Annotated in this window: 22 protein-coding genes; 12 read left to right on the top strand and 10 right to left on the bottom strand. The window is 72.9% G+C overall.

Features of this window, described 5'->3' with window-relative positions; all coding sequences use genetic code 11:
- Position 1: 1 nt before the first annotated feature.
- Entirely contained in the window at positions 2–673 is a 672-nt protein-coding gene (locus tag K7854_RS20075; RefSeq protein ID WP_226027945.1) for a succinate dehydrogenase, read from the bottom strand.
- Positions 674–804: 131 nt separating this feature from the next.
- Here K7854_RS20075 and K7854_RS20070 point away from each other — a divergent pair, with 131 nt between their 5' ends.
- Positions 805–1,689, top strand: coding sequence for a LysR family transcriptional regulator (locus K7854_RS20070; protein ID WP_226027924.1), 885 nt, complete (start codon positions 805–807; stop codon positions 1,687–1,689).
- 31 nt (positions 1,690–1,720) lie between these two features.
- Here the strand turns inward: K7854_RS20070 and K7854_RS20065 are convergent, their stop codons facing one another.
- Complete coding sequence (locus K7854_RS20065; RefSeq protein ID WP_226027923.1) at positions 1,721–2,620, bottom strand: NAD(P)H-binding protein; 900 nt, start codon at positions 2,618–2,620, stop codon at positions 1,721–1,723.
- 181 nt (positions 2,621–2,801) lie between these two features.
- On the opposite strand from K7854_RS20065, the gene K7854_RS20060 reads away from it, so the two are divergent.
- Entirely contained in the window at positions 2,802–3,638 is an 837-nt protein-coding gene (locus K7854_RS20060; protein WP_226027922.1) for a LysR family transcriptional regulator, read from the top strand.
- A gap of 350 nt (positions 3,639–3,988) precedes the next feature.
- Here the strand turns inward: K7854_RS20060 and rmdA are convergent, their stop codons facing one another.
- The 3 genes from rmdA to K7854_RS20045 all read right to left on the bottom strand — a co-directional run bounded on the left by rmdA (position 3,989) and on the right by K7854_RS20045 (position 8,115).
- Entirely contained in the window at positions 3,989–6,133 is a 2,145-nt protein-coding gene (rmdA, locus tag K7854_RS20055) for a cyclic Di-GMP phosphodiesterase RmdA (protein ID WP_226027921.1), read from the bottom strand.
- Positions 6,130–6,942, bottom strand: coding sequence for an SAM-dependent methyltransferase (locus K7854_RS20050; protein ID WP_226027920.1), 813 nt, complete (start codon positions 6,940–6,942; stop codon positions 6,130–6,132). Before K7854_RS20050 ends, rmdA begins: the two co-directional genes overlap by 4 nt.
- Positions 6,943–7,167: 225 nt before the next feature.
- Positions 7,168–8,115: an SCO0930 family lipoprotein gene (locus K7854_RS20045; protein WP_226027944.1), complete on the bottom strand. Its 948-nt coding sequence runs from the start codon at positions 8,113–8,115 to the stop codon at positions 7,168–7,170.
- Between the two features lie 703 nt (positions 8,116–8,818).
- Between K7854_RS20045 and K7854_RS37515 the strand changes: the two genes are divergently transcribed.
- The 3 genes from K7854_RS37515 to K7854_RS20035 all read left to right on the top strand — a co-directional run bounded on the left by K7854_RS37515 (position 8,819) and on the right by K7854_RS20035 (position 10,446).
- Positions 8,819–8,950, top strand: coding sequence for a hypothetical protein (locus K7854_RS37515; RefSeq protein WP_264087481.1), 132 nt, complete (start codon positions 8,819–8,821; stop codon positions 8,948–8,950).
- Between the two features lie 15 nt (positions 8,951–8,965).
- Entirely contained in the window at positions 8,966–9,730 is a 765-nt protein-coding gene (locus tag K7854_RS20040) for a bestrophin-like domain (RefSeq protein ID WP_226027919.1), read from the top strand.
- Positions 9,731–9,930: 200 nt separating this feature from the next.
- Complete coding sequence (locus K7854_RS20035; protein WP_226027918.1) at positions 9,931–10,446, top strand: hypothetical protein; 516 nt, start codon at positions 9,931–9,933, stop codon at positions 10,444–10,446.
- A gap of 103 nt (positions 10,447–10,549) precedes the next feature.
- On the opposite strand, the gene K7854_RS20030 is transcribed toward K7854_RS20035, so the two are convergent.
- Positions 10,550–11,044: a hypothetical protein gene (locus K7854_RS20030; protein ID WP_226027917.1), complete on the bottom strand. Its 495-nt coding sequence runs from the start codon at positions 11,042–11,044 to the stop codon at positions 10,550–10,552.
- A 331-nt stretch (positions 11,045–11,375) separates the two neighbouring features.
- Between K7854_RS20030 and K7854_RS20025 the strand changes: the two genes are divergently transcribed.
- Positions 11,376–12,041 (top strand): class F sortase, encoded by a 666-nt coding sequence (locus K7854_RS20025; protein ID WP_226027916.1) that lies wholly within the window; start codon positions 11,376–11,378, stop codon positions 12,039–12,041.
- Between the two features lie 31 nt (positions 12,042–12,072).
- Here K7854_RS20025 and K7854_RS20020 read toward each other — a convergent pair whose 3' ends face one another.
- Positions 12,073–12,912 (bottom strand): polysaccharide deacetylase family protein, encoded by an 840-nt coding sequence (locus tag K7854_RS20020; protein ID WP_226027915.1) that lies wholly within the window; start codon positions 12,910–12,912, stop codon positions 12,073–12,075.
- A 110-nt stretch (positions 12,913–13,022) separates the two neighbouring features.
- On the opposite strand from K7854_RS20020, the gene K7854_RS20015 reads away from it, so the two are divergent.
- Both K7854_RS20015 and K7854_RS20010 read left to right on the top strand, forming a co-directional pair.
- Positions 13,023–13,484 (top strand): universal stress protein, encoded by a 462-nt coding sequence (locus tag K7854_RS20015; protein ID WP_226027914.1) that lies wholly within the window; start codon positions 13,023–13,025, stop codon positions 13,482–13,484.
- 150 nt (positions 13,485–13,634) lie between these two features.
- Positions 13,635–15,041, top strand: a complete 1,407-nt coding sequence (locus K7854_RS20010) for an amino acid permease (RefSeq protein WP_226027913.1) — start codon at positions 13,635–13,637, stop codon at positions 15,039–15,041.
- On the opposite strand, the gene K7854_RS20005 is transcribed toward K7854_RS20010, so the two are convergent.
- Positions 15,038–15,853, bottom strand: coding sequence for an alpha/beta fold hydrolase (locus tag K7854_RS20005; protein ID WP_226027912.1), 816 nt, complete (start codon positions 15,851–15,853; stop codon positions 15,038–15,040). The two genes, K7854_RS20010 and K7854_RS20005, sit on opposite strands and share 4 nt — an antisense overlap.
- A 58-nt stretch (positions 15,854–15,911) precedes the next feature.
- Here K7854_RS20005 and K7854_RS20000 point away from each other — a divergent pair, with 58 nt between their 5' ends.
- Entirely contained in the window at positions 15,912–16,385 is a 474-nt protein-coding gene (locus K7854_RS20000) for a MarR family winged helix-turn-helix transcriptional regulator (RefSeq protein WP_226027911.1), read from the top strand.
- A gap of 1 nt (position 16,386) precedes the next feature.
- On the opposite strand, the gene K7854_RS19995 is transcribed toward K7854_RS20000, so the two are convergent.
- Positions 16,387–17,541 carry a CapA family protein gene (locus K7854_RS19995; RefSeq protein ID WP_226027910.1) on the bottom strand — a complete coding sequence of 385 codons (1,155 nt, stop codon included), beginning with the start codon at positions 17,539–17,541 and terminating at the stop codon, positions 16,387–16,389.
- 262 nt (positions 17,542–17,803) lie between these two features.
- Between K7854_RS19995 and K7854_RS19990 the strand changes: the two genes are divergently transcribed.
- The 3 genes from K7854_RS19990 (at position 17,804) to K7854_RS19980 (ending at position 19,836) form a co-directional block, all read left to right on the top strand.
- Entirely contained in the window at positions 17,804–18,358 is a 555-nt protein-coding gene (locus K7854_RS19990; RefSeq protein WP_087805250.1) for a sigma-70 family RNA polymerase sigma factor, read from the top strand.
- A gap of 141 nt (positions 18,359–18,499) precedes the next feature.
- Positions 18,500–19,015: a hypothetical protein gene (locus tag K7854_RS19985; RefSeq protein ID WP_226027909.1), complete on the top strand. Its 516-nt coding sequence runs from the start codon at positions 18,500–18,502 to the stop codon at positions 19,013–19,015.
- A gap of 170 nt (positions 19,016–19,185) precedes the next feature.
- A complete protein-coding gene (locus K7854_RS19980; protein ID WP_226027908.1) occupies positions 19,186–19,836 on the top strand; it encodes a zf-HC2 domain-containing protein in 651 nt (216 codons plus the stop codon).
- A gap of 37 nt (positions 19,837–19,873) precedes the next feature.
- Here the strand turns inward: K7854_RS19980 and K7854_RS19975 are convergent, their stop codons facing one another.
- A complete protein-coding gene (locus K7854_RS19975) occupies positions 19,874–20,737 on the bottom strand; it encodes an Fpg/Nei family DNA glycosylase (protein ID WP_226027907.1) in 864 nt (287 codons plus the stop codon).
- Between the last annotated feature and the right edge of the window lie 31 nt (positions 20,738–20,768).

Raw genomic sequence — 20,768 nt, 5'->3', positions numbered from 1 at the left:
GTCAGCTCACCACTCCGGTCATGACGCCCACGGGTACGGCGACGAAGCCGATCGTGAGCAGCAGCGCGAGGACGTTCGCGGTCGTCTTCAGGGCCCGGTCGCGGGTGCGGCTGCCGGCGCCGAGGGTCTGGGCGGCGCTCCAGAAGCCGTGCCGGATGTGCAGGCCGAGGGCGAGCATCGCGACGATGTAGATGACGTTGCCGTACCAGGTGGAGAAGGTGTCCACGACGTTCTGGTAGGGCTTGCCGGACTCGAAGCCGCCGGAGTGCACGGTGCCGGTGGTCAGGTCCAGGAGGTGCCAGACGATGAACAGGCCGAGGATGATCCCGCCCCAGCGCATGGTGCGCGTCGCGTAGCTGGAACGGGGCTTCTTGTGCACGTACTTGCTGGGCCGCGCCTTGATGTCGCGGCGGCTGAGCTGGTACGCGGAGACGGCGTGGGCGACGACGGCGACCACCAGCACGACCCGGATCAGCCAGAGCGTCCACTCGTAGTGCATGAACGGCTCGCCGACCGTGCGCAGCCAGTGGGCGTAGTGGTTGAACTCCTCGGTCCCGAAGAAGATCTTCAGGTTCCCGATCATGTGGGCGACCAGGTAGAGCAGCATGACGAGACCGCTGACCGCCATCACTGTCTTCTTGCCGACGGTCGAGTCCCACACGGTGCGCGCCATGGACGGCCGTCGGTCCGTCCGCGTTGCCAGAGCCATGTCACAGGACGTTACGGGGCGGAGACCTCATCGGTCCAAGACATGGAATGCCTCGTTTCCATAGGCGCTGCCTATCGCTCACGTATGCTCGCGGTATGCAGTTGCAACAGCTCCAGTACTTCGTGGCGGTCGCCGAGACCCGGCACTTCACCCGGGCCGCCGAGGCGGTCCACGTGGCGCAGCCCTCGCTGTCGCAGCAGATCAAGGCGCTGGAGCGGGAGCTGGGCGCCGACCTGTTCCTGCGGGCGCGCGGGAACATCACCCTCACCGACGCCGGGGAGGCGCTGCTGCCGCTGGCCCGGCGCATCCTGGCCGACGCGGACACCGCCCGGCACGAGGTGCTGGAGCTGGCGCAGCTGCGCCGGGGCCGGGTCCGGCTGGGCGCCACCCCGAGCCTGTGCACCGGCCTGCTCCCCGACGTGCTGCGCGCCTTCCACGACCGCTATCCCGGCATCCAGCTGCTGATCGAGGAGGGCGGCTCGCACGACCTGGTGCGGGAGCTGGCGCGCGGCGCGCTCGACCTCGCCCTGGTCGTGCTGCCGCTGCCCACCGCCTCTCCGGCGCTGACCACGGTGGAGCTGCTGCGGGAGGACCTGGTGGTGGTGTCGTCCCCGGAGTCGCCCCGGCCGGGCGGCGGGCGCCGCGCCGTGCGCATCACCGACCTGGAGGGCGAGCGGCTGGTGATGTTCCGGCACGGCTACGACCTGCGGGAGCTGACCGTGGCCGCGTGCCGCTCGGCCGGGTTCGAGCCGGACTTCGCCGTGGAGGGCGGGGAGATGGACGCGGTGCTGGGCTTCGTGCGGGCCGGGCTCGGCATGGCGGTCGTGCCGCGGATGGTGGCCGCCCGTTCCGGGCGCGGACTGCGGGTGACCCCGCTGGCCCGGCCCGGTCTGCACCGGACCATCGCCCTGGCCCACCGCAGCGACGTGGCTCCGCCGCGGGCTGCGCGGGAGCTGCAGCGGATGCTGCTGGAGCGGTGAGGGCGCCCGGTTCCGTGGCCCGCAGCCGCCGTCAGGCGAGCGCGGCCGGCCGGAGGGTCTCCTCGCACCAGCGGCGGAAGCTCGTGGGCGCGGTGTCCGGCGTGCTCGGCTGGACCGCGCCGTAGAAGCCCTGGGCGTCCATCGCCGCGGCCATGTCGGCCAGGCCCTGGGCGCCCGCTTCGCTCGCCCCGAAGCGGAGGGCGGACGCCCGGTACGCCTCGGGCGTCGTCTCCAGCACGCGTACCGGACGGCCCAGTACGTCGGACAGCACCTCGGCCATGCCTTCCGGGGTGAGGTCGTCGGGGCCGACTAGCGGGACGTCGGCGCGGCCGGTCCAGGAGTCGTCGAGGAGCAGGCGGGCGGCCGTGGCGGCGATGTCGGCGGTGGCGCAGGTCCGCAGGACGCGGTCGGGGGCGCAGGCCATGCGGAACTCGCCCGTCTCGCGCAGGGCGGCGGCCTGCCCGAGCAGGTTCTCCATCAGGAAGGGCGGGCACAGGGCCCGGTAGTGCACGCCCGTGGCGGCGATCCGGTCGTCCATGGCGAGCGAGGCGGAGATCGGTCCGGCGTCCTTCGCCACGCCGCGTCCCAGGGTGGAGACGGCGACGACCCGGGCGACGCCCTGCCGCGCGACCACCTCGCACAGCGACCGCGTGAAGTCGCGGAAGTGGCCCTCGACGCTGTCGGCGCCGGGTGCGGGCGGCACCAGCCAGAACACCTGGCCGGCACCTTCGCAGGCGGCGCCCAGCACCTCGGGGTCGGCGTGCGAGCCCTGGAACACCTCGGCCCGCTCCCGGGCCCGGTCGGTGAGCCGGCCGGGGTCGCGGGCGATCACCCGGACCGTGGTCCGGGCGCCCTGGGCGTCGAGGAGGTCCAGGACGTCGTCGAGGACCTGTCGGCCGATGCCGCCGGTCGGGGTGGTGATGACGATCACGAGCACAACTCCGGTTCGGGGAGGGAGAAGAGAGTGGGTGCGCGCCGGGCGGGGAGACTGCTGCCGTCCGCTCTCCGGCGCACTCCCATCCTGTTCGCCGGGCGGCCGGAACTGAAGGATCGGTCGGGTCCCGCTTGTTACCCTGAGGGCAATACCAGGCGTCACCGGAGGGAGGCGGGCCATGGAGTCGCGGTCCCTGCGCTACTTCGTCGCGGTCGCCGAGGAGCTGAACTTCGCGCGGGCCGCCGAGCGGCTGGGCATCTCCCCGCCTCCCCTGTCCCGGGCGATCCGGCGGCTGGAGGCGGAGCTGGGCGTCACCCTGTTCGAGCGGACCACCCACAAGGTCACCCGGACCCCGGCGGGGGACGTGCTGCTCGCCGAGGCGCGGGTCGCGCTGGACGCGCTGGAGGCCGCCGGGCGTCGGGCCAGACGGGCGGCCGAGGGTCCGAAGCTGGTGCTGGCCGTGAAGGCCGACGGGGACGCGGGACTGCTGGAACCGATCCTCGCCCGCTACGCGTCGGAGCCCGGGTCCGTGCCGGTCGCCGTCCGGCTGTGCGGGTGGCAGGAACAGCCGCGGCTGCTGCGCGCCGGTGAGGCGGACGTCGCCCTGGTCCACGCGCCGTTCGACGCGACCGGTCTCGACACGGAGACGCTGGCCGCCGAACCGCGCGTCGCCGTGCTGGCCGCGGACCACCCGCTCGCGGACCGCGACCGGCTGGAGCTGGCCGACCTCGGCCTCGACGCGGGCAGTGTGGCGCGGCACATCGACGACGCCCGGCGCGGCCACGACGACCTGGCCCAGGTGCTCACGGCCGTCTCCCTCGGGAAGGTCGTCACCCTGCTGCCCGCCTCGGTGACCGCCCGCTACCCGCGCCCCGGCGTCGCCTACCGCCCGGTCCTGGACGCGCCGCCGGTCGTCCTGTCCCTCGCCTGGCCCCGGCAGTCGCGTTCGACGGCGACCGCGGCCCTGGTCCGCGCGGCGACCGAGGCCGCCGAAGCCGCCCGCGACGGGGCGTGAGCCGGACAGCACCCCGCCCGGCACCCCCACCCCGCGCCCCATCCAGCAACCGTGCCCCGCCCGCGCCCACCACCGGGTCCGAGCCGGGCCGCACCCGCGACCGCAGTCACCCGGCCCCGCCCGGCAGCCACGCCCCTACGGCCACTGCCCACCTCCTCCGCGCGGCGCCCCGGACCGCCGAAGCCGCCCGCAACACGACGCAAGCCGGACGACACCCCCGCCCGGCTCCCTCACCGCGCCCGATCCGGCGGCGAGCACCACCCGCGCCCCGCACTCGCCCGCCACCGGGTCCGAACCGGGCCGCGGCGTATCCGCGACCGCGGCTCACCCGGCCCGGGCGGCGGCCGGGGTCAGCCCGTGGCGTCCACCAGGGCGAGGTCGTGCAGCCGCTCCGGCGGGCCCGGGCGGGCGTAGTACCAGCCCTGGGCCGTGTCGCAGCCGAGTATGCGCAGCTGCTCGGCCTGGGCGCCGGTCTCCACGCCCTCCACGGTGACCGCGAGGTCCAGGCTGTGGGCGAGGGCGACGATCCCCTCGACGATCTTCAGGTCGACGGGGTCCGCCGGGAAGCGCTGCATGCTCTGGGTGAACGAGCGGTCCAGCTTGAGGACGCTCACCGGCAGCCGGCGCAGGTTGGCCAGGTTGGAGTAGCCGGTGCCGAAGTCGTCCAGGGCGATGTCGACGCCCATCTCGGCCAGCCGGCGCAGCGGCTTCAGCAGGTCGTCATCCGCGCCGATCAGCGCGGACTCGGTGACCTCCAGGCACAGCGCGTCCGGCGTGACGCCGGTCCGCTCCAGGATCTCCACGGTGTCCTGGACCAGCCCCGGGTGGGTGAGCTGGCAGGGCGAGAGGTTGACGTTGATCCGCAGCGGGCCCGCGGCGCCGCCCTGGCCGTACCGCTCCCGCCAGACGCGGGCCTGCCGTACGGACTGCTCCAGGACCCAGCGGCCCAGCGGCACGATCAGGCCGGTGTGTTCGGCGAGCGGGATGAAGCGGTCGGGTCCGAGCACCCCGTGCTGCGGGTGCAGCCAGCGCACCAGCGCCTCGGCGCCGCGCACACTGCCGTCGCCGAGGTGGACCAGCGGCTGGTACTCGATGAAGAACTCGCCGCGCTCCAGGGCGGCGGGCAGCGCGGTGGTCAGCCCGTGCCGGGTGATGACGCGGGCGTCGGCCTCCGGGTCGGCCAGCTCGAAGCGGTTGCCGCCCGCCGACTTGGCCCGGTACATGGTGATGTCCGCGCTGCGCAGCACCTCCGCCGGACTGCGCTCGCCAGCCGGGCCCTCGACGACACCGATGCTGCCGCGCACGGTCAGTTCGCGGCCGTCGACGCTGACCGGGGCGAGCAGCGCGTTCATGATGCGCCCGGCCAGTTCGTCGACCTCGCGGCGGGTGTCGGGCCCGGTGGTCAGCGCCACGAACTCGTCGCCGCCGAGCCTCGCGACCATCTCGCCGGGCGCGGTGGCGCAGGCCTGGAGCCGGTCGGCGACCTCGACGAGCAGCCGGTCGCCGGCCGCGTGGCCGAGGCTGTCGTTGACGGTCTTGAAGCCGTCGAGGTCGAGGTAGCACAGGCCGAAGCGCTGGCCGGGGCCCGCGTTCAGGGCCTTCTCCAGGCGTTCGAAGAAGAAGCTGCGGTTGGGCAGGCCGGTGAGCGCGTCGTGGGTGGCCTCGTAGCGCAGCCGCAGGTTGAGCAGCCGCCGCTCGGTGGTGTCCTCCATCAGGGCGAGCTGGTACTGCGGGGTGCCGTCGGCGTCGCGCAGCAGGGAGACGGTGAGGTTGGTCCACAGCACCGTCCCGTCGGGCCGGTAGAAGGCCTTCTCCACGTGGTAGTGCTCGCGCTCGCCGCGCACCAGCTCCTCGTAGAGCCGCCAGGTCTGCGGCGCGTCGTCGGGGTGCGTCCACTCCGTCGCCCGGCGGCCGCCCAGCGTGGGGTCGGCGATGCCGAACATCCGCATCAACGCGTCGTTGACCTGGAGGACGTTGCCGTCCAGGTCGGCGATGCCGATGCCTATGGCGGCGCCCTCGAAGACCGCGCGGAAGCGCGCCTCGCTGGCGTGCAGTGCCTCGGCCACCACGCCCTGCGCCTTGAGCGCGGCCTGGGCGATGGCCTCCTGCTCGGCGAGGGTCCGGGCCCGCAGCGCCCCGGCGAACCCGGCCGCCATCGCGTGCTGGAGCCGTGCTGAGCGGGCCCGCAGGTCCTCCGGGTCGCCGTCCTCGCCGCAGTAGAGCACCAGGTAGGCGTCGACGCAGTCCAGCGTCCGGGAGAGCGCCTCCGGGTCGGTGCAGTGCGCGTCGACGAGCGCCGCGCCGACCGCCCTGGCCTCTTCGGCGTCGAAGCCGCGGGCGCGCAGCACCTCGCTCAGCCGGCGGGCCAGCGGCAGCAGGTGCGCCTCGAACTCGGGCCGGGTGGACGACGTCGAGGTCACCGGGAACACCGCCCGGCTCCAGATCGTCGCGAACCGGCGCAGCCTGTCCTCCGGCCCGTCCGGCTCCGCGCTCACGCCGTACGCCCCACGCCGGCGAATCCGGAGAACGCGTACGGGTCCTCTTCCTCCGGCTCCCCCTCCGGCCGCCAGCGCGGCATCGGAACCAGTCCGGGTTCCACCATGTCGTACCCCTCGAAGAACCGCGCGATGTCGTCGCGCGAACGCATGATCAGCGGATTGCGGATGTCCTTGTACACGTCCACCGCGCCCCCGGCCCGCTCGGCGGGCAGCGGGATTCCCTCGTACGAGGCGTGCGTGAGGACGAGCAGGCTGCCGGGCGCGAGCGCGTCGCGCAACTCGGCCACCGCGGCGTACGGGTCGTCCTCGTCTTCCACGAAGTGCAGTATGGCAACCAGCAGCAGGGCGACCGGCCGGTTCAGGTCGATCAGCCGCTCCACCTGAGGACTGGCCAGGATCTCCCGCGGCTTGAGCAGGTCGCCGGCCACGACGTCCGCGTCGTCGTGGCCCGCCAGGACGGCCTCGCTGTGCGCGACCGCGACCGGGTCGTGGTCGACGTACACCACGCGGGCGCCGGGACGGTCCCGTCCGGCCACCTCGTGGACGTTGCCGAAGGTGGGGATGCCGGAGCCGATGTCGAGGAACTGGTCGATGCCCTGGTCGGCGGCGAAGCGCACGGCCCGGCGCATGAACGCCCGGTTCGCCTGCATGATCTTGGGAAGTCCCGGCATGAACTCCATGGCCCTGCGGGCCGCTTCCCGGTCGACCTCGAAGTTGTGCGAACCGCCCAGGTAGAAGTCGTAGATCCGGGACACGCTGGGCACCGAGATGTCGATGCTGCGAGGGGCCCAGGCGGGACGCTCCATCTAGCTCTCCAAGGCATAGGCGATCCGGTGTTCGAGCTGAGGCTACTGATCGCCCGCCAAAGGAGCGAGCCCAACCGGAAATTGACCGTCCGTTCCCGGTCACTGCCCGCGGCACGTGCCGTGGGCGAAGGCGTGCCAAAGCACACGAACGGGGCCGTCCCCTCCGTCTGGGTACGGAGGGGACGGCCCGTGGCCGGGCGCCGAAGACCGGCAGGCGGGAGGTCGCTACTTCTTCGGCGCGCCGACCGGCTTTCCGTCGGGCTTGACGGCGTACCACGTGCCGCCCACGCCCTGACCGTTGGTGTCCCCGGCCTTCTTGTCGCCGGCGAAGGTGTAGATGGGCCAGCAGTCGATCGTCTGCTGGGCGGCGCCGTCGGGCCGGGTGAAGCTCATCAGTCCCTTCTTCTCCACGCCCTTGGTGTCGTTCGCCTCGACGGGCGCCACGACCGGCCACTTCTCCAGGCACGCTCCGGTGCAGGCCGAGACCGGCTTCGGCCAGGCCTCGTCCTTCATGAAGCGGTAGACGGTCATGCCGTTCTTGTCGACGACGATCTCGCCCAGTTCCGGGTCCTCGCGGGTGGACAGCCCGGCGGCCGGCGCGGCCTGGGCCTTCTTGCCGTCCGCCGCCAGCGCGTACCACTTCTTGCCGACGCCCTGGCCGTTGACGTCCCCGGCGGCGGTGTCCTTGGCGTAGCGGTACGCGGGCCAGCCGCCGATGGTCAGCTGCTTGGTGCCGTCGGGCCGGGTGACCTCGCCGAGCAGGTCCTTGTCGATGCCCTCGCCGGCGAGGGCGTCGTCGGCGGCCACCGGCGGCCACGTGGTGGCGCAGTCGTTCTCGCAGGTCGTCTTGGGCGGCTCGGCGGTGTCGGCGTCGAAGCGGTAGAGGGTACGTCCGGCGCCGTCGGTCACCAGGTCGCCGATCTCGGCGTTCGTCGAGACGGACAGCTTGCCCGCGGGCTCCGGCGCGCTCGCCGAGGGCTGCCCGGCGCCCGCGCCGGTGCCGAGTCCGTCCCCGGCGCCGGTGCCGAGGTCGCCGACGTCGCCGGGCGCGGCCGTCGCGCCCACGTTCTGACTGCCGGTGGCGCCGCCGCCGTCCTGGCCGCACGCCGTCGTCAGCGCCAGCAGCGCCGCGGCGCCCGCCGCGAGTGAGGCGCTCCGCCAGGAGGTCTTCATCGTCAATCCCCGATCGTCACGAAGGTGTTGGGGCGCCCTGCTGGGCCGCCGCACGACACTGGGTACGCACGGGGGAGCCGGTTGTGTTCAACCGGTCGCGGGTTTTCTCGGGCGGGCGGATCCGCCGTTGTCAAATCCCTGGTGGGGCCGTGTCCCTCCTTCGGGGCAATCGCCGGGCACTCGGGCGTGGGACGGTGCGCCAGGCTTCATGATCTGCGTCGTGCATGGACCCGAACCGACCCGATCCGCCGCTGCCGGACGGGTGTTGGCCCTGGTGACGCTGACGTTCACCCTCGTCGGCATACCGGTCGGCGCGGCGCAGGCCGACGCCTGTGCGTACGCGTCGACGGGGCCGGAGGGCACCGACGCGGTGGCGGTCGCCGGGAGCGTTTCCACCTGGCCCACCTTCCCGCCCTGTCCCAGGCCCACCCCGACGCCGACCCCCACTCCGACGCCCCCGCCCCCTCCCCCTCCTCCGCCCGAGCCCACTCCCCCGCCCGCCCCGAAACCTCCGTCGCCGAAGCCACCGGCGCCGGAGCCCGAGCCGCCGCCTCCCGCCCCGCGGCCGGCGCCGCCGCGGCCGGCTCCCGAGCCGAGCCCGACGCGGACGCCCGCTCCCACCGTGCCGCCGGTCCGTCCGGCGGTTCCCGCGCCCGTTCCCCCCGTCACGCACCGGCCCACGCCCCGTCCGTCGCTCAGCCCGGTGCACTACCCGCGCCACCGCGCCGCCCGGGCACCGCAGCGGTCCTCGCGCGGGGCCACGTCGCCGCTCGTCTTCGTCCTGCTCATCACGGTGCCCGCGGTGGTCGCCGTCGCCGCGCTCCGTGCCCGCTGATCCTGGAGGCCTCTCTTGCCGGAATGGCTTGTTCTCACCCTCGCGATGCTGGCCGCCTGTGTCGTGGTCGTCATCGTCACCCTCCTGCGGCACCGCGCCGCGTCCGACGACGAGGACATCACCGAGACCCCGGATGTCATCGAGTACATGACGATGTGGATCGGCGTGGTGTACGCCATCGTCCTGGGCCTGGCCATCGCCGGTGTCTGGGAGGCGCGCAGCGCGGCCCAGGCCGACGTGCAGACCGAGGCCGTCGCGCTGCACGAGATCTCGGAACGGGCCCGGGTCTACCCGCCCGACGTCCGTGACCGCATCCGGGAGGATGTCAACGCCTATGTCGGACACGTCGTCACCACCGAGTGGAAGGCGATGGCCGACCACGGGGAGGTGACCGAGCGCGGCACCGAACTGCTCGACCGGGTCCGCGCCGACGTCACCGACTACGAGCCGAGGTCGGACTTCGAGGCGCAGGCGTACCAGCCCCTCGTCGACCAGGTGGCCCTCGCGGACCAGGCGCGCAACTCCAGGGCTCAGTCGACCGGGGCGACCATGCCGGGGGTGGTGTGGTTCGGGCTGATCGCGGGGGCCGTCATCACCATCGGGATGGTCTTCGCCCTGCAGATCCGGCGCACCACCCGCGAACTGGTCCTCGCGGGTCTGTTCTCCGCGCTGATCGCCTTCCTGCTCTTCCTGATCTGGGACTTCGACGCGCCCTTCAGCCGGGGCGTGGCGGCGTCGACCGACCCGTTCCTGAGCCTCTTCCCCGGCGCCGGGGACTGACCCGGCACTGACACGACACCGGGGGCGGTGACGGCCGACACGCCGTCACCGTCCCCTGTGCGGCCCACACTCTTGCCCCATTCGCGCGACTGCGATCGCGGTGACGTGCACGGCTTCCTAGCGTTTCGGACATCGAGGTGCATTCCTGGCGCGAGCGGAACAGGTCCGCCGCTGCTCCTCGGGGACCCGGAGGATTCACCATGCGCGCGATACCCGTCGCCTCGGTCGCACTGCTGGGCGGCGTCGCCCTCTCCGCCTGTGTACCGGCCGGGGCCGTGGGCTCGAACACGTTCGGCTTCACCGTCAGCCCCGCCACCGTGGCGCCCGGCGGCGAGGTCACGCTGGGGGTGGGCCGTACCGCCGCGGGCTGCCACGGGCGGGTCACGGTGACCTCGCCGGTCTTCGACACGGTCACCATCCCCCGGGACGAGTCCTCGGCGACGGCGCGGGTCGACCGGGACGCCCGGCGCGGGGCGGTCTACCAGGTGACGTTCGCCTGCCGGGACAAGACCGGCACGGTGGACCTGACCATCGCCGGCGGCGGCTCGCACCACCCGTCCGACGAGCCCTGGCACGACAAGGGCGTGCACGCCGGTGAGGGCGGCAGCATCGCCGGTCTCGACCTGAAGCAGCTCGGGCTCGGCGCGGCGCTCGTCGCGGGGGCCGTCGGCGCCGCGTACCACCTCTCCCGCCGCCGCGGCGAGGACCGCGCCTGATCCCGCCTTTTTCCGAGTGCGGCGCCCCCGGCGCAGCACTTCGCCCCGGATCCCGAGGAGGGTCCGGGGCGCAGTGCTGCGGTCGTGCTCCGGTCGGGGCCGCTCAGATCCGCCGCTCGGACCGGCGGCGCATCCAGAACAGACCGCCACCGGCGACGGCCGCGGCGACGAGCCCGCCGCCGATCGCGATGTCGGTCGCGGTCGCCCCGCTGGTGCTGCTGCCGCCGAGGCCGCCGCGGACACCGCCGATGACGGTGAAGGCCGCCGGCCGGGTCAGCCGCCGGCCGGAGCAGTTGACGGTGATGTCGTACGAGCCCGGCCTGGCGTCCTGCTTGATGGTGGCGGTGCCCCTGGACGTCTCGTTGGCTCCCCTGACCGGGGTCAGGTGGGTGGTCCGGAAGGCGTCCGAGGTCATGGTGCCGCCCTGGGGGCAGCCGTCGACCGTGACGGTCATCTGGCCGCCGCGGGCGATCACGCTGGGCAGGGCGACGATGTTGCTCGGCTGGTTGTGGTCGCCTCCCGCGGTGGCCGCGGGGGCGGCCAGTCCGAGGACAGCGACGGCGGCGCCGGCTGCCGCGAGGGCACGAGTGTTGCGCATGTGATCCTCCGCGGAAGACGCCCCGGGTCCCGTCCCCGGTCGATCGGCGAGAAAGCGCCTCCCAGAAAGACCCTCAGTTGCCCTGCTCGCAGCCGCATTTCGACGATGGTCCGTCCTGGTGAGGGGGGTGCCGGGCGGAAACCGCGCGAGCGGATATCGCCGCAGGTCACACACCGTCAGAAAATCTCCGCCGGCCGCCTCCCGGATGGCGCACCCGGGACCGCGCGCACCACCCGTTCGCCGCCGCCCCGTCGCCGGTGTCCCGCACGGCGCTTAGCGTGCTCGTATGCGCGGATGATCCGGCGACGGCCGGGTCGAGAGGGGATGGAGAATGTACGACTCCGAGTTGGCCGAAGAGGAGGAGCGGCGGAGGAAGCGCGCTCCCTGGGGCGTGATAGCGCTTGTTCTGCTGACCGGTCTCGCGCTCATCCGCAACGGCTCCGGTGAGTTCGACGTGGGCCCCCCGCAGCCCGCGTCGGCCGCTGCCTCGGACACCCGCGCGGCCGCCGACGACGGCGCCGCCTCCGGCGTCACGCCGCTGCCGTACTCGGTGCCCGACCGGGTGTCCGTCCCCGCCATCCAGGTCGACGCCCCGGTCATGGGGGTCGGCCTCGACGCGGACGGCTGGGTCGACGCGCCGCCCCCCGAGGACCCGAACCTGGCCGGCTGGTTCACCGGTGCGGTGTCCCCGGGGGAGAAGGGCACCGCGGTCGTGGTCGGCCATGTCGACAACGAGCAGGGCCCCGCCGTCTTCTACGGGCTCGGCGCCCTCAAGAAGGGGAACAAGGTGGAAGTGCACCGCCAGGACGGAAAGACGGCGGTCTTCGAGATCTACGGCATCGAGGTCTTCGAGAAGAACAACTTCCCCGGCGACCGGGTCTACGGCTCCAAGGGAAGCGCGGAACTGCGGGTCATCACCTGCGGCGGCGGTTTCACCAAGCAGAACGGCTACGACGGCAACGTCGTCGCCTTCGCCCGCCTGGCCGAGGTCCGCTGAGCGTGCCCCGGCCCGGCGGGCGCGGCGGCGGTCAGATCAGGCGCCGCCGGGGAACGGTGAGGTGGTACCCGGAGTCGAGCAGTTCCGGCAGGTAGCGCCGCAGGGCGCGGACACTCTGCGAACGGTCGCCCCCGGCGTCGTGCGAGAGCACCACGACACCGGGGGCCGCGCCTTCCTCGACCCGGTCGACGATGGTGCCGGTGCCGGGTGTCGTCCAGTCCAGGGTGTCCACGGTCCAGGCGAGCGGCTCCATGCCGAGTTCCGCGCCCAGCTGGAAGGCGGCGCGGTTCCAGGCGCCGTAGGGGGCCCGGAACCAGCGCGGCGCCTCGCCGCAGGCCTGCTCGACGACCTCGCTGGTGCGCTCCATCTCGGAGCGGATGCGGCGCCGGGAGAGCTTCGTCAGCAGCGGGTGGGACCAGGTGTGGTTGCCGACCACGTGCCCCTCGTCGGCCATCCGGGTCAGCAGGTCGCGGTTGTAGTCCGCCATCTCCCCGCACACGAAGAACGTCGCGCGCACCTCGTGCTTCGCGAGGGTGTCCAGGATCTGCGGGGTGTACTCGGGGTGGGGCCCGTCGTCGAAGGTGAGCATCATGGTGCGACCCCGGCCCGTCATGCGCAGGATGGGCTCGCTGCGCACCGGGGGCCGGGCGGGCGCGGCCCGTGGGGCGCCGTATCCGGTCAGCGGCTGGAGGCGGTAGGCGGAGGGCTTGAGCGGGCTGCGCTGCGGGGGTCCGGGCGCCGGGACGGGGGCGGGCGGCCGGGACGGTCCGTGTCCCAGGCCCGCCGAGAGGGCGCCCCCGGCGCCGGCCGCGCCCAGGGCCGCGGCACCGGTGAGCAGGGTGCGGCGGGAGAGCAACTGGTCCTTCTTCATGACTCATCAGTCGCCCGGTCGCGGTGTGCCGCACCTGAGCAACACCGGGGCGGCGGCACGAAACCACCCGCCCGGCTCAAGATCACCCGGGTCTCCGATAACCTCGCCGCGTGACGGAACAGCACTCCCATCAGTTCGAACGCGGCACGGACGGGCCGAAGGTCATCGTCGTCGGTGTGGACGGCTCCGACTCCTCCCTGCGGGCCGCGGCCTACGCCGGTGGGCTGGCCAGGCGGCAGGGCGCCCTGCTCGCCGTGGTGTACGTGCAGCCGGTGCTGGCGGGCGGTGCGGCGCTCGGGGCGTCGGTGGCGGAGACGACCGACGAGATCGCCGAGGACCTGGTCGCCCACATCCGGGAGGCGACGGAGCGGGCGAAGGGGATATTCGACGTCCGCTGGGAGTTCCACACGTTCCGCGGCGATCCGTACAGCGGTCTGGTGCAGACGGCCGACGAGCTGAAGGCGGACGCGGTGGTGGTGGGCGCCTCCGAGCAGGCGGGCCACCGGTTCGTCGGCTCGGTCGCGGTGCGGCTGGTGAAGGCGGGACGCTGGCCGGTGACGGTGGTGCCGTAGCCCCGGTCGGGCCGGTGGTGTGCGTCTCGGGTCCTTTGTGCGTCGGTGGTGTGCGTCGTGGTCCTTGTGCGTCGTGGCTTCCGTCACGGACGTGCGTGCGTCATCATGATCCACCGTCAGCCGTTTGCCGATCACAAAGAGGTGAGGCGCATGGCCAGGTTCCGCGCAGGTGAGGGTGTTCTCCGCCGCAAACCCATCGAGCACATCGAGGAGACGGAGAGCGGCGGCGGCCTGACCCGCTCGCTGGGGCTGTGGCAGCTGACCGCGATCGGCGTCGGCGGCATCATCGGGGCCGGGATCTTCACGCTGGCCGGCACGGTCGCCAACGGCACGGCGGGCCCCGCGGTGCTCATCTCCTTCCTCATCGCCGGTGTGGCGAGCGCGGCGGCCGCCCTGTCGTACGCCGAGTTCGCCGGGCTGATCCCGAAGGCGGGCTCCGCCTACACCTACGGGTACGCGGTCCTGGGCGAGCTGGTGGGCTGGTTCATCGGCTGGGACCTGCTCCTGGAGTACACGGCGATCGTGGCGGTGGTCGCGATCGGCATCTCGGGCTACTTCAGCTTCCTGGTCGGCGAGATGGGCGCCGACCTGCCGAACTGGATGCTGGGGGCGCCCGGCACCGGCGACGGGCACAAGGTCGACCTGTTCGCGGCCGTGCTGTGCCTGCTGATCGCGTACCTGCTGACGCTGGGCATCAAGAACGCGGCCCGCTTCGAGATGGTCGTGGTCGTGCTGAAGGTGCTCGTGGTGCTGCTGGTGATCGGGGTCGGCGTCTTCCACATCAACAGCTCGAACTACCACCCGTTCTTCCCGTTCGGGGTCGGCGGGGCGTTCACCGGCGCGGCGACGGTGTTCTTTGCGGTCTTCGGCTACGACGCCATGTCGACGGCGGCCGAGGAGTCGAAGGACGCCCAGCGGCACATGCCGAAGGCGATCATCTACTCGCTGATCATCTCGATGGTGCTGTACGTCGCGGCCTGTCTGGTGCTGACCGGCATGCAGAACTACAAGGACATCGACCCGGAGAGCGGCTTCTCGACGGCGTTCAAGTCGGTGGGGCTCGGTTCGCTGGCCGACATCATCGCGGTGGGCGCCATCATCGGCATCCTCACGGTGATGTTCACCTTCATGCTGGGCGTCACCCGCGTGTGGTTCTCCATGTCGCGCGACGGGCTGCTGCCCAAGTGGTTCGCCAAGACCCACCCGACGCGGCACGTGCCGACGCGGGTCACCTGGATCGTCGGGGTCGCCTCGGCCGTGATCGCGGGCTTCCTGCCGATCGGCGAGGCGGCGGAGCTGACCAACATCGGCATCCTGCTGGCGTTCGTGGTGGTGTGCGCGGCGGTGATCGTGCTGCGCTACCGGCAGCCGGACCTGCCGCGCACCTTCCGCACCCCGTGGATGCCGTTCGTGCCGGCCCTGGGCATCGTCTTCTCGATCTGGCTGATCACGTTCCTGCAGTGGCAGACGTGGGTGCGGTTCGCCGTGTGGTTCCTGGTCGGTCTGGTGATCTACTTCGCGTACTCGTACCGGAAGTCGGAGCTGGCGCGGCGTTAGAGGGTGCGCAGGAAGTCCAGCAGGATCTTGTTGAACTCCGCCGGCCGCTCCAGGTTCGTGTAGTGGCCTGCGCCGTCGACGGTCACGGACCGGCCGTCACGGACGGTGCGGACCAGCCGCTCGGCAGCGCCGGTGAGGTCGTCCGGTTCGAGCGAGCCGTTGACGGCGAGGACCGGCACGTCGATCTCCGGCACCCGGGCCCACGTGTCGGTCATCGGCGTGTGCAGGACGGGTTCGCCGGGACTGTGCTTGGACATCGTGTGGAGGGCCATCTCGCCCAGCCGGCGCAGGATGCCGGGATCGATGTCGTCCGCCGTCCGGGCCGGCCCGGGGACCACGCGCAGGAACGCGGCGAGCCAGCCGTCGAGGTCGCCCGCCGCCAGGGTGCGGGCGTATTCCGCCTGGATCTCCCGGTACCAGGGATCGGTGTACTCGAAGTCGCTGGTCGCGGCGCCGCAGGCGACCACCGCCCGGACCAGCTCCGGGTATTCGAGGGCGGTGTCGGTGGCGATCCCGCCGCCCATGGACAGACCGACGAGCACGGCGGGACCGGCGTCCAGGTGGCGCAGCAGCCCGGCCAGGTCGTCCGCCCAGCGGAAGGGCTCCGTGGCGTTGGCCGAGAAGCCGTGGCCGCGCACGTCGGGAGCGATCACGCGGTGACCGGCGGCCAGGGCCGGGATCTGGGCGTCGTACAGACGGTGGTCGACGAACCCCGAGTGGAGCAGCACCACGAGGTCCCCGGATCCGGTGTCGCGGTATGCGAGGTCCCCGTCCGAGGAGGTGAAGAAGCGGAGATCCGAAGCAGCATTCATGACAACCAAGGTGTCATGCTGTTCCCAAGTTTGGCAACTGAGGTGTCATGATGGCGGGGTGAACGACATCGACGCGCCCCTCCCCCCGGACGCCCTCGCCCGGCGGCTCACCGAGGTGTACGACCTGGTCGGCCCGCTCTACCGGCGCGCGCAGCGCGGCGTCGAGCAGGGCCTGGCCGCCGACGGCCTGTCCGTGGGCGTCCGCGCCGTGCTGACGATGCTGCGGCGCGGCGGGCCGATGACCGTGCCGCAGATGGGCCGGGCCCAGGCGATCAGCCGTCAGTTCGTCCAGCGGATGGTCAACGACGCCGCGGCGCAGGGCCTGGTGGAAAGCATCCCGAACCCGGCGCACCGCCGGTCCTCGCTGATCCGGCTGACCGACCGCGGCCGGGACGCGATCGACGCGGTCCTCGACCGGGAGCACCGACTGCTGCGCGAGGTCGGCCAGGGCCTCACGGACGCCGACGTCACCACCTGCCTGCGGGTACTGGGGGCCATGCTGACGGCCCTGGACCACGTGGCGGACGCCTGAGCTACTTGCCCATCACCAGCCCGTCCCCGGCGGCGCCCCGGCTGAGCACCACGTCGCGGATGCGGTCGCGCACGGCGCGTACGTCGGCGCCCTCGTCGATCGCCCGGTTGAGGTTCACCACCCGGCCGGCGTCCACGTCGAACAGCTGCGGGACGAACTCTGCCTTCGTCACCTTCCAGCGTTCGCCGGCCCGGTCGGGCGGGGCGAAGGTGAAGCGGCCGATGGTCGACTGGTTGCCGCGCGGGTCCCGGACCCCCTGGTCGTTGACCATCTCGCCCGCGATCTGGTCCCCCATGCCGTAGACCACCCAGGTGCCGTTGACCTTCTCGTAGGCCTGCGGGACGTGGGCGTGGGTGCCGAGGATCAGGTCGATGTCGGGGCGGTCGCCGGTGCGGGCCGCGGTCAGGCTCCGGGCCAGGGCCACCTGGTCCCCGTCGGGCTCGTCCTGCCACTCGGTGCCCCAGTGCAGCGACACGACGACGACGTCAGCCCCGGCCCCGCGGGCGGCCCGCGCGTCCGCGACGACACGCGCCTCGTCGATCAGTCCGACCGCCCAGGGCTGGTCCGCGGGCAGCGGGTGTCCGTTGGTGTGCAGGGTGTAGGCGAGGTGGGCCACCTGGGCCCGGCCCGCGCGCAGCACCGTCGCGATGTCCGCCTCGGCCTCGGTGCGGGCCGTACCGGCGTGCCGTACGCCCGCGCGGTCGAGGGCGTCCAGGGTGCGGCGGATGCCGTCCGCGCCGTCGTCGACGCTGTGGTTGGAGGCGGTGGAGCAGCCGTCGTAGCCGGTGGCGGCGAGCGCCTTGGCCACCTCGGGCGGGGACTTGAAGAGCGGGTAGCCGCTGTAGTCGCCGTTCGCGCCGTAGACGGTCTCCATGTGGCACAGGGCGAGGTCGGCCGGTGCGACGACGGGCCGGGCGCCGGCGAGCATGGGGCGGAAGTCGTGGCCGCGGCCGCCCGCGTCGAAGCGGGCCCGCTCGATGATCGAGTCGTGCGGGAGCACGTCCCCGGAGGCGACCAGGGTGAAGGCACCGGTGTCCGCGGCGGACGGTGCGGGCGCCGGCGGCTTCGGGGGTTCGTGGTCGCGGGCCTGGCAGGCCGCGCCCGCGGTGAGGAGGGCGGTCAGGGCCAGGGCCACCTGGCGGCTGCGTGTGATCATCCGTTCACTCCGCTGGGTCGCACACACCGATGAAAAGTCACATTTACTTACAAACAGGTAAAGAGGTGCTGCCTGCGCCGGGCGGCTCCGACACGCCCATTAGCCCGTCCGGGATGCGCGGACGGCACGCGGTCCGCACGCCCGCCGCACGCGGTCCGCACGCCGACCGTTCGTCGAACCGTTCGTCGACGCGATCGACCGTCCGCCGCACACCCGTGCGTGCGCCCTGTCCCCGCGCCGCCCCCTGCGGTGCCATACGGCCATGACGGCCGGAATCACCCTGACGGACACAGCGAACGGGACGACCGCCGAGCACGAGCTCGCCGCACTGCAGCGCGAGCACGGCCGGCCGCTCTTCGCGCTGCTGCTGCGGCTCAGCGACGGCGACCGGCAGCGTGCCGAGGACCTGGTGCAGGAGACCCTGGTCCGCGCCTGGCAGCATCCCGAGGCCCTGCGCGCCGACGACTTCGACTCCGTACGGCCGTGGCTGCTCACCGTGGCCCGGCGGCTCGCGATCGACGCGCGCCGCGCCCGCCAGGCGCGCCCCGCGGAGGTCGGCGACGCGGTGCTGGAGAACGCGCGCGTCTGCGCGGACCACGCCGAACGGGCCGCCGCGGCCCTCGATGTGCGCGAGGCTGTGAAGACACTCACTCCGGAGCACCGTGAAGTCCTGGTGCTGGTGTACTTCCAGGGGGCGAGCGTGGCGGAAGCGGCGGCCGCGCTCGGCATCCCACCCGGTACCGTGAAGTCCCGCGCATACTACGCGCTGCGCGCCATGCGCAGGGTGCTACCGGGATACGCCGCCGACCTGCGGTGAAACCGGCCCTATGGTCAAACCTCCGTAAAGCGCCTTGCCCAGGACCCCGGTTGAGCAGTCGGCTGTCCTCATCCGTGTTCCGGACGGGGGCCCATGACCCGGGTCGGGCGACGCGCACGCACCGGAGGAAGGCAGGAAGGGATGCTGCACAGAGGTCAAGAGAGCACGGACGGCACCGGCGGGGGCGAACTGAGCGTTCCCATGGCGTGGTTGTACGCCGAGTACATCGCCGACGAGCTGCTGCGGACCGGCGACCTGATGCCGCCGACGTCCTTCGAGTTCCGCGCCGGCCGCGACGCGCTGGCGCTCACCGTCTTCCTGTCCGACACGGAGAACGAACTGAGCGGCATCCGGGTCGTCACCCACCTGGAGACCTGGCTGTCCCTGACCGCCTACGACCAGCCCTGGCACGAGTGGGTGCACGGACGGCTGGCCGAGGCCACGGCCGACGCGGTCGCCGCCGGACGCCACTCGCCGGACCTGGAGCTGGCCCGGGCCGCCTGGCGCTGGCTCCAGGAGACCGAACTGCTCGCCCCGGACCTGAACGCGGTCCCCGGCGGAGCACCGGTGACCGGGGAGGACGAGGGGCCGAAGGTGTGGACGCCGGCCTGGCAGCTCGGGCTGCCGCTGGGGCACCTCGCCATCCACCTGTTCTAGCCTCCGGCCGGCCTCGCGGAACTTTCCTCGGCAGGGACCAATCCGCGCCCCGGGCCGCTCCGAACACCTTGGTCGCGATTGCGCGGTGGCTTGAGTGATTCGGCGGTCCGGTGCGTACGGGTGGGAGCAAGGAGTAACCCCACCCGCACCCAACGGTACGAGGATTCGGCATGAGGTCCCTGGAAAGGCATCGTGACGTCGGCGCCTACGCGCTCGGCGTGCTGGACGAGGCGGAGGCCTTCCGCTTCGAGGACCACCTCATGGATTGCCCCCGGTGCGCGGCCCAGGTGACCGAATTCGGCCCAGCGGCCCGCCAGTTGATGCTGTACCGGCAGGCGACACCGCGTATCGTCCACCCGCTGACCAGGCCGGGACCCGGGCTGCTCGACCGGCTGCTGTCCGCGGTGGCCGCCCGTCGGCGGGCCGGCCGCAGGCGGGTGCTGTACGCCGTGGCCGCCGCCGTCGTGTGCGCGGTGGCCGGACCCGGCGCCCTGCTGTACGCGAGCCAGGGCGACCCGGCGCCGCAGCTCACCGCGACCGACGCCAGGACCGGGGTGTGGGCACGGATCACGGCCGAGGACGAGGCCTGGGGCACGGACGTGCGACTCGAGGTCGAGGACGGGGCCGGGCCCCGTTCGTGCCGGCTCGTCGCCGTCGGCCGCGACGGGTCGGAGCAGACGGTCACCAGCTGGATGGTCCCCGAGCACGACGCCCGGCCGCACACCATGCGCGGCGGGGCCGCCCTGCACCCCGGCCAGATCGACCGCTACGAGGTGCGCACTGCGGACGGCGAGCACCTGGTGACCCTGCCGGCCGGCTGACCGCGCCGCTGCGTCCGTCCTCGCGGCGGCGCCGCCGTCACTTCAGCAGCCGGGACATCCTGCGGTCCGCCAGCGGTTTGCCGCCGGTCTGGCAGGTCGGGCAGTACTGGAGCGAGGAGTCGCTGAAAAAGACCTCGCGGACGGTGTCGCCGCACACCGGGCAGGGTTCGCCGGTGCGGCCGTGGACCCGCAGCCCGCTCTTCTTCTCGGCCTTCAGGCGTCCCGCGGCGATGCCCCGGGAGCGTTCCACGGCCTCGGTGAGCGTGCCGCGCAGGGCCGCGTACAGCCGGGCGGTCTCCTCGTCGGTGAGGGAGGCGGCCAGTTTGAACGGGGACATCTTCGCGGCGTGCAGGATCTCGTCGCTGTACGCGTTGCCCACGCCCGCGATCAGGCTCTGGTCGCGCAGGGCGCCCTTGAGCTGCCGCCGCTCGCCGTCGAGGAGGGCGGCGAAACGCGCCTGGTCGAAGTCGTCGGCGAGCGGGTCGGGGCCGAGCCGGGCCACGCCCGGCACCTGCCGCGGGTCGGTCACGACGTACACCGCGAGCCGCTTCTGCGTGCCCGCCTCCGTCAGGTCGAAGCCCGCGCCGGTCTCCAGCGCGAGGCGCAGCGCGAGCGGGCCCCTGCCCGGCTTGGGCAGGCCGCTGGGCAGGCTGTCCTTCCACTGCAGCCAGCCGGCCCGGGCCAAGTGGGTCACCAGGTGCGGTCCGCCGGCGGTCTCGACGTCGAGGAACTTGCCGTGGCGGTGCACGGCCGCCACCCGGTGGCCCTCCAACGCCGTGAGCGGGGGGTCGTACGTCTTCAGGACGCTGACCGCCACCGGCAGGACGCGGACGATCTCGTGGCCGGTGAGGTGTTCGGTCAGGAAGTCGCGGAGCGCCTCGACCTCGGGCAGTTCTGGCATACGTCCAGAGTGCCACCGGTCACCGGTGGTG

It is taken from the genome of Streptomyces hyderabadensis, assembly GCF_020404845.1.
Taxonomy (GTDB): domain Bacteria; phylum Actinomycetota; class Actinomycetes; order Streptomycetales; family Streptomycetaceae; genus Streptomyces; species Streptomyces hyderabadensis.
Note: the sequence above shows the minus strand (reverse complement) of the source record. Positions and strands in the feature narration are given on the sequence as shown.